We start from the raw sequence: 12,134 nt of genomic DNA, 5'->3' as shown, positions 1-12,134 counted from the left end.
CCCGCACCCCGGCACCCCCGCACCCCGGCACCCCGGCACCCCGGCACCCCGGCACCCACCACGCGGTACCGCCGCGACGCGGACGCCCCGGACCCGGCCCCGCTCCATGATCTGGCCCCCGAAGGCCCGAACGCCCCGACGTCCACCGCGCGAGCGGCGCGGGACCGCCACCACACGCGGGTGTGGTCCCGGCCTCCCCGGTGCACTCTGACTGCATGCTGCTTACCCGGTTGGCCCAGGTGTCCCGGGAGATCGCCGCCACGTCGGCGCGGTCCCGGAAGACCGCCCTGCTCGCGGAGCTGTTCCGGGAGGCGGAGGCGGCGGACGTGCCGGTCGTCATCCCGTACCTGGCGGGCCGGCTCCCGCAGGGCCGGATCGGCGTCGGCTGGAAGGTGCTGAGCCGCCCGGTCCCACCGGCCGCCGGACCGACCCTGACCGTGCGCGAGGTGGACGCCCGGCTCACGCGGCTCGGCGCGGTGTCCGGCGCCGGTTCGCAGGCCGAGCGGACACGGCTGGTCGGCGAGCTGATGGGCGCGGCCACCGAGGACGAGCAGCGCTTCCTGATCGGGCTGCTCACCGGGGAGGTCCGGCAGGGCGCCCTGGACGCGGCCGCCGTGGAGGGCCTGGCCGCGGCGACCGACGCGCCCCCGGCGGACGTACGGCGGGCGGTGATGCTCGCGGGCTCGCTGCAGACGGTGGCCGAGGCCCTGCTGGCCGACGGGCCCGGCGCCCTGGACCGGTTCCGGCTCACCGTGGGCCGCCCGGTCCTGCCGATGCTGGCGCACAGCGCCTCCTCGGTCGCCGAGGCGGTCGGCAAGCTGGGCGCCTCGGCCGTCGAGGAGAAGCTCGACGGCATCCGCGTCCAGGTGCACCGCGACCGAGGCACCGTACGGCTCTACACCCGCACCCTGGACGACATCACCGACCGGCTCCCCGAGGTCACCGCGGCGGCACTCGAACTGCCCGGTGAGCGGTTCGTCCTGGACGGCGAGGTGATCTCGTTCGACGAGAGCGGACGGCCCCGCTCCTTCCAGGAGACCGCCGGGCGGGTCGGCTCCCGCACGGACGTGGCCACCGCCGCGCGGACGGTCCCCGTCTCCGTCGTGTTCTTCGACGCGCTGTCCGTCGACGGCCGCGACCTGCTCGACCTGCCCCTGACCGAGCGGCACGCGGAGCTGGCCCGGCTGGTCCCCGAGCCGACCCGGGTGCGGCGCAGGCTGGTGCGCGGAGCCGAGGAGACGGAGGCCGCCGAGGGGTTCCTCGCCGAGACGCTGGGGCGCGGGCACGAGGGTGTCGTGGTCAAGGGGCTCGACGCCGCCTACAGCGCGGGCCGGCGCGGCGCCTCCTGGCTGAAGGTCAAGCCCGTCCACACCCTCGACCTGGTCGTCCTGGCCGCCGAGTGGGGCCACGGCCGCCGCACCGGCAAGCTGTCCAACCTCCACCTCGGCGCCCGCACCGCCGACGGCTCCTTCGCCATGCTGGGCAAGACCTTCAAGGGCATGACCGACGCACTGCTGGCCTGGCAGACCGAGCGCCTGGGGCGGCTGGCCGTCGAGGAGCACGGCTGGGGGGTGACCGTACGCCCCGAACTCGTCGTCGAGATCGCCTACGACGGCCTCCAGCGTTCCACCCGCTACCCGGCCGGCGTCACCCTCCGTTTCGCCCGCGTGGTCCGCTACCGGGAGGACAAGCGCCCCGAGGACGCCGACACGGTGGACACCCTGCTCGCCGCCCACCCGGAGGTGGCCCGGTGAGGCGCAGCGCGGGTCTGCTGCTGTACCGGCGCGGTCCCGGCCAGGATCTCCAGGTGCTCCTCGGGCACATGGGCGGCCCCTACTACGCCGGCCGGGACGCCGGGGCGTGGACCGTCCCGAAAGGGGAGTACGACCCCGCCGAACCGGCCTGGGAGGCGGCCCGGCGCGAGTTCGAGGAGGAGCTGGGACTGCCGCCGCCCGAGGGCGTGGCCGTACCGCTCGGGGAGGTCCGACAGGCGGGCGGGAAGATGGTCACGGTCTGGGCTGTCGAGGCCGGCCTCGACCCGGCCGCCGTCGTCCCCGGCACGTTCCGCATGGAGTGGCCGCCGAGGTCGGGGCGGACCGAGGAGTTCCCCGAGCTGGACCGGGTGGCGTGGTTCCCGGTGGACCGGGCGCGCGAGGTGATCGTGAAGGCGCAGGCCGCGTTTCTCGACCGGCTGGCTGAGCACTCGCACTGACGAGAGTCGACCGGCGGCGACGGGACCCGTATGCGTTGCGGCACCCCGCGCCACAGGCCAAGGTCGAAGCACGAACGCGCACCCAGGAGGTCGGCCATGCCCATCGCGACGGTGAATCCGGCGAACGGCGAGACGCTCAGGACGTACGAGGCCATGGGCGAGGAGGAGATCGAGCGCCGGCTCCAGCTCGCGGAGGCCACCTTCCGCACGTACCGGACGACGGGGTTCTATGAGCGGGCCGGGCTCATGCGCCGGGCCGCCGATCTTCTGGAGGCGGACCAGAAGGAGATCGGGAAGGTCATCACCACGGAGATGGGCAAGCCGGTCAAGCAGGCCCGCGCGGAGGCCGTCAAGTGCGCCAGGGCGATGCGCTGGTACGCCGACCACGCGGCGGAGCTGCTGGCCGACGAGGAGCCCGCCGAGGCGGACGTGAAGGACTCCGGCGCCTTGCGGGCGCTGGTCCGCTACCGGCCGCTCGGGCCGGTGCTCGCCGTGATGCCGTGGAACTTCCCGCTCTGGCAGGTGATCCGCTTCGCGGCTCCCGCGCTGATGGCGGGCAACGTCGGGTTGCTCAAGCACGCCTCGAACGTGCCGCAGACCGCCCTGTACCTGGAGGACCTGTTCCATCGGGCGGGCTTCACCGAGGGGTGCTTCCAGACCCTGCTCATCGGCTCCGCCGCGGTCGACGACATCCTGCGCGACGAGCGCGTGCGGGCCGCGACGCTCACCGGCAGCGAGCCCGCCGGCCGCGCGGTCGCCTCCACCGCCGGGGAGATGATCAAGAAGACGGTGCTGGAGCTGGGCGGCAGCGACCCGTTCGTCGTCATGCCGTCCGCCGACGTCGACCGGGCCGCCCAGGTGGCGGTGACCGCGCGCACACAGAACGCCGGACAGTCCTGCATCGCCGCCAAGCGGTTCATCGTGCACACGGACGTGTACGACGCCTTCGTCGCACGCTTCACCGAGGGCATGAAGGCGCTGACGGTCGGCGACCCGATGGACGAGGCGACCGAGGTCGGCCCGCTCTCCAGCGAGCAGGGCGTCAACGACCTCGTGGAGCTGGTCGACGACGCGGTGCGCGGCGGGGCGAGCGTGCTGTGCGGAGGCGAACGCCCGGACGGGCCCGGCTGGTACTACCCGCCGACCGTGCTGGCCGACGTGACCCGCGAGATGCGCGTCCACCGCGAGGAGGCCTTCGGCCCGGTCGCCACGCTGTACCGGGCGGCCGACCTGGACGAGGCGGTGTTGATCGCCAACGACACCGACTTCGGGCTCAGTTCCAACGTGTGGACCCGCGACGACACCGACGTGGACCGCTTCGTACGGGACCTGGAGGCCGGCGGCGTGTACGTCAACGGGATGACGGCGTCCCATCCGGCGTTCCCGTTCGGCGGGGTCAAGCGGTCGGGCTACGGGCGTGAGCTGTCCGGGCACGGAATCCGGGAGTTCTGCAACATCACCACCGTATGGCACGGAGCGTGAGCCTTCCGCGACTACGATCCCCTTTGTGAACCGCGAAGTGACCCTGCCTCTGATCGTCGACGACCACGGCACTTTGCAGGTCGCCGCGTCCGACGTGAGCAAACTCCTGCGTACGGTGGGCGGGCGATGGCTGCGGCTGGTGGAGGCCGGCGAGGAGAGCCTGGACGAGGACACGGTCGCCGCCCTCACGATCGAGCTCGCCAAGCTGGCCGACCGTATCGACGTGGCGTGCATCGCCCACAGCAGCGGCCAGTCCTCCTGACGACGCTCCTCCCTGACGACGCTCCTCCCTGACGGACGCTCGTCCCCCGCCCGCACCGTCCGGTCCCCGAGACGGAGTAGCCCGGCGAGAGATCGCCGCCCCCGTGAGTGATCGTGGGTGAGCACCCGAAAAGGTGCACCACTTTCCGGCCGGGGGGCGAGAGCCTTCCGCGAGGCGAAAGCAGGCACGGTTCATGGCGACTTTGTGCAGACCCTCGGTGTCCGTTCCAGAGCACGTGATCACGATGGAGGAGACGCTGGAGCTGGCGCGCCAGCGCCACACCGACCATCCCCAACTGCCGCTCGCCCTCCGGCTGATAGAGAACACCGGGGTACGCACCCGGCACATCGTGCAGCCCATCGAGGAGACCCTGAAGCACCCCGGCTTCGAGGACCGCAACCGGATCTACGAGCGGGAGGCGAAGTCCCGTGTCCCGGCGGTGGTCCAGCGGGCCCTGGACGACGCGGAACTGCTCACCACCGACATCGACGTGATCATCTACGTCTCGTGCACGGGCTTCATGATGCCCTCGCTCACGGCGTGGCTGATCAACGAGATGGGCTTCGACAGCACCACGCGGCAGATACCCATCGCCCAGCTGGGATGCGCGGCCGGCGGTGCGGCGATCAACCGGGCCCACGATTTCTGCACCGCTTATCCCGAGGCGAACGCGCTCATCGTGGCCTGCGAGTTCTGCTCGCTGTGCTACCAGCCCACCGACATCGGTGTGGGCTCCCTGCTCTCCAACGGCCTCTTCGGCGACGGCATCGCCGCCGCGGTGGTCCGCGGTCAGGGCGGCACCGGGGTCCGGCTGGAGCGCAACGGCTCCTACCTGATCCCGAAGACCGAAGAGTGGATCATGTACGACGTGAAGGCGACCGGTTTCCACTTCCTGCTGGACAAGCGGGTGCCGGCCACCATGGAGCCGCTCGCGCCGGCCCTGCGGGATCTTGCGGAGACCCACGGCTGGGACGCCTCCGACCTGGACTTCTACATCGTCCACGCCGGCGGGCCCCGGATCCTGGACGACCTCAGCACGTTTCTGCACGTCGACCGGCACGCGTTCCGGTTCAGCCGGGCCACGCTCACCGAGTACGGCAACATCGCCAGCGCCGTCGTCCTGGACGCGCTGCGCAGGCTCTTCGACGAAGGCGGTGCCCCGGACCGGGCACGCGGGCTGCTGGCCGGTTTCGGTCCCGGCATCACCGCGGAGATGTCCCTGGGCCGCTGGCAGACCGCGGACGAGACGCGAGGCGTGAGGCAAGCGTGAGCGAAGAGACGATCGACCGGGCCGAAACCGCCCCGCCCGTCCGGGACTGGCCGGCCTTCGACCTGCCCGGCACCGACTTCGACCCCGTCCTGACCGAGCTGATGCGCGACGGTCCCCTCACCCGTATCTCACTGCCCCACGGCGAGGGCTGGGCCTGGCTGGTGACCCGCCACGACGACGTCCGCATGGTCACCAACGACTCCCGGTTCGGCCGCGAGGCCGTCATGGACCGGCAGGTCACCCGGCTCGCCCCGCACTTCATCCCGGCACGTGGCGCGGTCGGCTTCCTCGACCCTCCCGACCACACCCGGCTGCGCCGTTCGGTGGCCGCCGCGTTCACGGCCCGGGGCGTGGAGCGCGTGCGCGAACAGTCCCGGGTCATGCTCGACGGACTCGTCGACGCCCTGCTGAGGGCCGGCCCGCCGGCCGACCTCACCGAGGCCGTGCTGAGCCCCTTCCCCATCGCGGTGATCTGCGAGCTGATGGGCGTCCCGGCCACCGACCGGCACAGCATGCACACCTGGACCCAGCTGATCCTGTCCTCCTCGCACGGCGCGGAGGTCAGCGAGAAGGCCAAGCAGGAGATGAGCGCCTACTTCGCCGATCTCGTCGGGCTCCGGTCCGACAGCACCGGCGAGGACGTCACCTCGCTCCTCGGCGCGGCCGTGGGCCGGGGGGAGATCACTCTGGAGGAGGCGGTGGGGCTCGCCGTCCTGCTGCAGATCGGCGGCGAGGCGGTCACCAACAACAGCGGGCAGATGTTCTACCTGCTGCTGACCCGCCCCGAACTCGCCGAACGCCTTCGTTCCGAACCCGGGGCCCGTCCCCGGGCCATCGACGAGCTGCTGCGCTGGATTCCCCATCGCAACGCCGTCGGGCTGTCCCGGATCGCCCTGGAGGACGTGGAGATCCAAGGGGTGCGGATCCGGGCGGGTGACGCGGTCTACGTGTCGTACCTGGCCGCGAACCGGGACCCGGAGGTCTTCCCCGACCCGGACACGATCGACTTCGCCCGCAGCCCCAACCCGCACGTGTCCTTCGGCTTCGGCCCGCACTACTGCCCCGGCAGCATGCTGGCCCGGCTGGAGTCGGAGCTGCTCGTCGACGCGGTCCTGGACCGGGTGCCCGGCCTGAGGCTCGCGGTGCCGCCCGAGGACGTGCCCTTCAGGAAGGGGGCGCTGATCCGCGGTCCCGAGGCCCTGCCGGTGACCTGGTGAGCGGCCTCGCGGCGAAGTCGCAGGGGTTGCTGGTGCCGCCGGGGCACGGCAGGGTCGTGCAGGCACCCGCCCAGCACGTGACCTTCAAGGTGACCGGTTCGCATTCGCGCATGGCCTCCACCTTCGAGGTCGTCGTGCCGCCGGGCTTCGACGTCGGCGCCCATGTGCACACCCGCAGCGAGGAGCTGTTCTACGTGCTCGAGGGCGAACTGGACGTCCTCGCCTTCGAGCCGCGCGTGCGTACGCCCGACAACTGGCAGAAGTGGGAGTCGAGTACCGGCAACCGGGTGGTCCGCGCCACCCCGGGCACGGTCATCGTCGTGCCGCCCGGCTGCCCGCACGCCTTCGCGAACCCGACGGGCGAGCCGGCCAAGATGTTCTTCCAGGCCGGCCCGCCCCCGGACCACGAACGCTACTTCGAGGAACTGCTGGAGATCCTGGCGGACGGGGGTCCGCCGGACCACGAGGCCATCGAGGCGCTGAGGGCCAAGTACGACATCGAGCAGCTGACGCCGCTCAGGCATCGTTAACGGATCGGCATCCCCGCCAGCGTCCGGGCGATCACCAGCCGCTGGATCTCACTCGTGCCCTCGAAGATCGTGTATATCGCGGAGTCGCGGTGCATCCGCTCCACCGGGTACTCCCGCGTGTACCCGTTGCCGCCCAGGATCTGGATCGCCTGGGCGGTCACCTTCTTCGCCGTCTCACTCGCGAACAGCTTCGACATCGAGCCCTCGGCCGCCGTGAACGGCTTGCCGTTGACCGCCATCCACGAGGCCCGCCAGACCAGCAGCCGCGCCGCGTCGATCGAGGTGCGCATGTCCGCGAGCTGGAAGGCGACGCCCTGGTTGTCGATGATCGGGCGGCCGAACTGCTCCCGCGTCTGCGCGTACTCCAGCGCGACCTCGTACGCGGCACGCGCGGTGCCGACCGCCATGGCGCCGACCGCCGGGCGGGACGCCTCGAACGTGGCCATCGCCGCGTTCTTGACCCTCCCCCACTCTCGGCTTCGCTCGAGCGGGGGGACCCCCATGCCGCCCTTCTTGGCCTTCTCGCGGGCGCGGGCCAGGCGCGCGTCCAGCTTCTCCTTGCCGCCGAGCAGGCAGGAGCCGGGGAGGCGCACGTTGTCGAGGATCACCTCGGCGGTGTGCGAGGCGCGGATGCCGTGCTTCTTGAACTTCTGGCCCTGGGACAGCCCGGGGGTGCCCGGCGGGACGATGAAGGAGGCATGGCCCTTGGAGCCCAGCTCCGCGTCGACGACCGCGACCACGACGTGGACGTTCGCGATGCCGCCGTTGGTCGCCCAGGTCTTGGTGCCGTTGAGCACCCACTCGTCCTTGGCCTCGTCGTACACGGCACGTGTGCGCATGGACGCCACGTCGGAGCCGGCGTCGGGCTCGGAGGAGCAGAACGCGGCGAGCTTCACGTCGTCGGCGTCGCCGTACATCTGGGGGATCCAGGTGCCGATCTGCTCCTCGGTGCCGTTGGCGAGGACGCCGACGGCGGCGAGGCCGGTGCCGACGATGGACAGCGCGATGCCGGCGTCACCCCAGAACAGTTCCTCCATCGCCATGGGGATACCGAGGCCGGTGGGGTCGAAGTACTGCTGGGCGTAGAAGTCGAGGGAGTAGATGCCGACCTTGGCGGCCTCCTGGATGACTGGCCAGGGAGTCTCCTCACGCTCGTCCCATTCGGCGGCCGCGGGGCGGATGACGTCGGCCGCGAAGCCGTGCAGCCAGTCCCGGACCTCCTTCTGTTCGTCGCTCAGCTCCATGGTGAACTCGGCCATGTCCCCTCCAGTGACGCACGTGCATGTTACTTGCGGTAACCCGAGTCTGTTACCGGCGGGTAGGAAAAGTCAACTCCCGAGGCCCCGTCGCCCTCCCGTTCGATGCCGGGTGTCCGCCAGGTGTTACTTTGCGCAGGCGTCACCGAAACAGCACGGGTGGGGAGAGCACATGGACACCACGCAGCGGACCGATCAACAGCGGTCCGCCGACCGCCGCCGGCGTGAGCTGCTGGAGGCCGCCGACCGGGTGGTGCTGCGCGACGGCCCCCAGGCCTCGATGAACGCCATCGCCGCCGAGGCAGGCATCACCAAGCCGATCCTCTACCGCCACTTCGGCGACAAGAGCGGACTCTACGCCGCCCTCGCCCGGCGGCACACGGACGCGCTCCTGTCCTCGCTGCGGGCCGCCCTCGACGCTCCGGCGGAACGGCGGGACCGCGTCGAGGCCACCTTGGACACCTATCTGGCGGCCATAGAGGCCCGCCCGCAGGTGTACCGCTTCCTGATGCATCCGGCGGAGGGCGCCGCCCCGACGGGCGACCAGACCGAGCAGGGCTTCGACATCGGCAAGCACTCGGCGCCGCTGCTGCGCCGCATGGGCGAGGAACTGGCCCAGGTCATAGAGGAACGCCTCGATGTCGGACCGGGCACCCAGCAGCTGGCCCGGGTGTGGGGGCACGGAATCGTCGGCATGATGCACGCCGCCGGGGACTGGTGGCTGGGCGAACGCCCTTGCTCCCGCACGGAGTTGGTGCGCACCCTGGCCGACCTGCTGTGGGGCCGCCTCGCCGCGGCCGGCGACAAGGCGGGCGGCCCGGGCTTCTGACGGTCGCGGGCCCGGCTTCTGACGGTCGCGGGCCGGGCCCGGCCGCACGCCGGTGCCGTGCCGGACCAATGCCGGGCCCGGCCGCACGCCGGTGCCAGTGCCGCGCCGTTGCCGGGCCAGTGCCGCTGCCGCTGCCGCCTCCCCGACGGTGCCTCAGGCCACGCGCCGGGCGCGGGACGCATCCGTGGCCGCCGGCAGCCGGGCGACGCGCTCAGCGGTGCCAGGACGCCCGCGCCACCTGCCGCATCAGCTTCCGGTGGCGCCGGCCCGTCAGGCGATCGGCGTACACCCGGCCCTCCAGATGATCGCACTCGTGCTGGAGGCACCGGGCGAAGAACCCCGTCCCGCGCACGGTGACCGGCTCCCCGGCCATCGTGAGACCCGTCACGACCGCCTCGTCGTGACGCTCCGTCCCGGCCTCCAGGCCCGGCAGCGACAGACAGCCCTCCGGCCCGCGCACCACCACCCCGCCGGTCTCGACCAGCCGCGGGTTCACCACGTGGCCGAGATGGCGCTCGTCCTCGTCGTCCGGGCAGTCGTACACGAAGACGCGTACCGGCTCGCCGATCTGGTTCGCGGCCAGGCCCACGCCGCGCGCGGCGTACATGGTCGCGAACAAGTCCTCCACCAGGGCCGCGAGTTCCGGACCGAAGTCCGTCACCTCCTCGCAGGGCGCGTGCAGGACGGGGTCGCCGAGGAGGCCGAGGGGGCGGGTGCGCCCGTGGGCGCCCGGGATGGAGCCGTGTCGCATGGCGGCAAGAGTAAGGTCCCTGTGTCCCGCGGCGGCTCGCGCCCACCGCCAAAACCCCGTGACCGGTGCCGCGATTCGGGAGTGCGAACGGATCTCGATAGGCTGAGGTCCACACCACGTGGCCGTCAGGCTTCAGGCGCGGCGCGTACGCAAGGAGGATCGAGAACTGATGGCAGGCAACTCGGACCCGCTTTCGCCCCGGGCCAAGATCGCCGTGACCGCGGGCAAGGCGGTCGCGGCGGCATCTCGTGCCGCGGGGCGCGGCAGTGGTTCGGTGATCGGCGGCAAGGTCGCGCTGAGACTCGATCCCGACCTCCTCGCACGGCTCGCCCAGCACCTGGACGTGACCCTCGTCTCGGCGACCAACGGCAAGACCACCACCACCCGGCTCATCGCCGAGGCGCTCAAGGCGGCCGGTCCGGTCGTCTCCAACGCGCTCGGGGCCAACATGCCGGCCGGCATCACCTCGGCGCTCGCGGGCGGCTCGGAGGCCCGGTTCGGCGTCATCGAGGTCGACGAGAAGTACCTCGTCGGCGTCGCCCAGGCCACCGAGCCGAAGTGCATCGCCCTGCTCAACCTCTCCCGCGACCAGCTGGACCGCGCCGCGGAGACCCGGATGCTCGCCGAGAACTGGCGCGAGGGCCTGGCCGGTTCCAAGGCCGTGGTCGTCGCCAACGCCGACGACCCGCTGGTGGTGTGGGCGGCGTCCTCCTCCCCCAACGTGATCTGGGTCGCGGCCGGGCAGATGTGGAAGGACGACGCCTGGTCCTGCCCGTCCTGCGGCGGTGTGATGCAGCGCCCCGGTGACGACTGGTTCTGCGGCGAGTGCGGCTTCCGCCGGCCCACGCCGAGCTGGGCCCTGTCCGGCGACCACGTACTCGACCCGCACGGCTCCGCCTGGCCGATCCACCTCCAGCTGCCGGGCCGCGCCAACAAGGCCAACGCCGCCTCGTCGGCGGCCGTCGCCGCCGTGTTCGGGGTGCCGCCGCAGGTCGCCCTGGAGCGCATGTACCAGGTGCAGGCGGTCGCCGGACGCTACGACGTCGTGCAGTACCAGGGCCGTGACCTGCGCCTGCTGCTCGCCAAGAACCCGGCGGGCTGGCTGGAGACCTTCTCCCTGATCGACCCGCCGCCGACCCCGGTGATCCTCTCGGTGAACGCGCGCGGCGCCGACGGCACCGACACCTCCTGGCTGTGGGACGTGGACTACACCCGGCTGACCGGCCATCCGATCTGCCTGGTCGGTGACCGGAAGCTGGACCTCGCGGTGCGCCTGGAGGTCGCGAACCAGCAGTTCCAGGTCTGCGAGGACATCGACCAGGCGGTGCAGCTGTGCCCGCCCGGCCGCATCGAGGTCATCGCGAACTACACCGCCTTCCAGGACCTGCGCCGCCGCGTCGGCAACTGACCGCGAGACTTCAGGGGACTTTCGTGAGCGACAACCAACTGCGGATCGTCTGGATCTACCCGGACCTCCTCAGCACGTACGGCGACCAGGGCAACGCCCTCGTCGTGGAGCGCCGGGCACGCCAGCGCGGCCTCGACGTGGCCCGGCTCGACGTGCGCAGCGACCAGCCGATCCCGACCTCCGGCGACATCTACCTGATCGGCGGCGGTGAGGACCGCCCGCAGCGGCTGGCAGCCGAGCGGCTGCGCCGGGACGGCGGCCTGTACCGGGCGGTGGAGAACGGCGCGATCGTCTTCTCCGTCTGCGCCGGCTACCAGATCCTGGGCCAGGAGTTCATCAACGACCTGGGCCAGCGCGAGCCGGGCCTCGGCCTGCTCGACGTGGTCTCCACCCGCGGCGAGGGCGCCCGGTGCGTCGGCGACGTCCTCGGCGACATCGACCCGCGCCTGGGCCTGCCGCCGCTGACCGGCTTCGAGAACCACCAGGGCATCACGCACATCGGCCCCGGCGCCCGCCCGCTCGCCCAGGTCCGTTTCGGCAACGGCAACGGCAACGGCACGGGCGACGGTACGGAGGGCGCGTACAACGACACGGTCTTCGGCACCTACATGCACGGCCCGGTGCTGGCGCGCAACCCGCAGATCGCGGACCTGCTGCTGAAGCTGGCCCTCGACGTGAACGCGCTGCCGCCGACCGACGACCGCTGGTACGAGGCGCTGCGCAACGAGCGCATCGCCGCCGCGCAGCAGCCGGCGTAGACCGGCGGCGCGGCAGCCTGCCGGGCCTGGGGGGCGAGCCCGTCCGGGCCTCCGCGGGCGGGCCCGTCTGATGACTCATCCGCACAGGTGAGCGGGCACGTCCAGTAGGCGGACGCGTGGTTCGGTCCCGCCCCCCGATGCCGCTAGGGTGGCGGGAAT

Annotated in this window: 12 protein-coding genes; 10 read left to right on the top strand and 2 right to left on the bottom strand. The window is 72.1% G+C overall.

The annotated features are described in order from the left end of the window. Positions 1-215 precede the first annotated feature (215 nt). The 7 genes from QC283_RS26145 to QC283_RS26115 all read left to right on the top strand — a co-directional run bounded on the left by QC283_RS26145 (position 216) and on the right by QC283_RS26115 (position 6,973). Positions 216-1,754: an ATP-dependent DNA ligase gene (locus tag QC283_RS26145; protein WP_279564127.1), complete on the top strand. Its 1,539-nt coding sequence runs from the start codon at positions 216-218 to the stop codon at positions 1,752-1,754. After that, on the top strand, positions 1,751-2,212 hold the full coding sequence (locus QC283_RS26140) for an NUDIX domain-containing protein (RefSeq protein ID WP_279564126.1): 462 nt from the start codon (positions 1,751-1,753) through the stop codon (positions 2,210-2,212). Before QC283_RS26145 ends, QC283_RS26140 begins: the two co-directional genes overlap by 4 nt. Positions 2,213-2,308: 96 nt before the next feature. Beyond that, positions 2,309-3,694: an NADP-dependent succinic semialdehyde dehydrogenase gene (locus QC283_RS26135; RefSeq protein ID WP_279564125.1), complete on the top strand. Its 1,386-nt coding sequence runs from the start codon at positions 2,309-2,311 to the stop codon at positions 3,692-3,694. Positions 3,695-3,719: 25 nt separating this feature from the next. After that, positions 3,720-3,956, top strand: coding sequence for a DUF6213 family protein (locus tag QC283_RS26130; RefSeq protein ID WP_279564124.1), 237 nt, complete (start codon positions 3,720-3,722; stop codon positions 3,954-3,956). A 133-nt stretch (positions 3,957-4,089) separates the two neighbouring features. Further along, on the top strand, positions 4,090-5,226 hold the full coding sequence (locus QC283_RS26125; protein ID WP_279564123.1) for a type III polyketide synthase: 1,137 nt from the start codon (positions 4,090-4,092) through the stop codon (positions 5,224-5,226). Continuing rightward, complete coding sequence (locus tag QC283_RS26120; protein ID WP_279564122.1) at positions 5,223-6,443, top strand: cytochrome P450; 1,221 nt, start codon at positions 5,223-5,225, stop codon at positions 6,441-6,443. The genes QC283_RS26125 and QC283_RS26120 overlap by 4 nt, the downstream gene beginning before the upstream one ends. Further along, positions 6,440-6,973: a cupin domain-containing protein gene (locus QC283_RS26115; RefSeq protein ID WP_279564121.1), complete on the top strand. Its 534-nt coding sequence runs from the start codon at positions 6,440-6,442 to the stop codon at positions 6,971-6,973. Before QC283_RS26120 ends, QC283_RS26115 begins: the two co-directional genes overlap by 4 nt. Here QC283_RS26115 and QC283_RS26110 read toward each other — a convergent pair. Further along, positions 6,970-8,232, bottom strand: coding sequence for an acyl-CoA dehydrogenase family protein (locus QC283_RS26110; protein WP_279564120.1), 1,263 nt, complete (start codon positions 8,230-8,232; stop codon positions 6,970-6,972). The two genes, QC283_RS26115 and QC283_RS26110, sit on opposite strands and share 4 nt — an antisense overlap. A gap of 169 nt (positions 8,233-8,401) precedes the next feature. On the opposite strand from QC283_RS26110, the gene QC283_RS26105 reads away from it, so the two are divergent. After that, positions 8,402-9,058: a TetR family transcriptional regulator gene (locus QC283_RS26105; protein ID WP_279564119.1), complete on the top strand. Its 657-nt coding sequence runs from the start codon at positions 8,402-8,404 to the stop codon at positions 9,056-9,058. Positions 9,059-9,269: 211 nt separating this feature from the next. On the opposite strand, the gene def is transcribed toward QC283_RS26105, so the two are convergent. After that, positions 9,270-9,809 carry a peptide deformylase gene (gene def, locus QC283_RS26100; RefSeq protein WP_279564118.1) on the bottom strand — a complete coding sequence of 180 codons (540 nt, stop codon included), beginning with the start codon at positions 9,807-9,809 and terminating at the stop codon, positions 9,270-9,272. A 169-nt stretch (positions 9,810-9,978) separates the two neighbouring features. Between def and QC283_RS26095 the strand changes: the two genes are divergently transcribed. Continuing rightward, positions 9,979-11,217, top strand: a complete 1,239-nt coding sequence (locus tag QC283_RS26095; protein ID WP_279564117.1) for a Mur ligase family protein — start codon at positions 9,979-9,981, stop codon at positions 11,215-11,217. A gap of 23 nt (positions 11,218-11,240) precedes the next feature. Then, a complete protein-coding gene (locus tag QC283_RS26090) occupies positions 11,241-11,975 on the top strand; it encodes a type 1 glutamine amidotransferase (RefSeq protein ID WP_279564116.1) in 735 nt (244 codons plus the stop codon). The last annotated feature ends 159 nt before the right edge of the window (positions 11,976-12,134 follow it).

It is taken from the genome of Streptomyces sp. DH41 (assembly GCF_029813785.1).
GTDB lineage: Bacteria > Actinomycetota > Actinomycetes > Streptomycetales > Streptomycetaceae > Streptomyces.
Note: the sequence above shows the minus strand (reverse complement) of the source record. Positions and strands in the feature narration are given on the sequence as shown.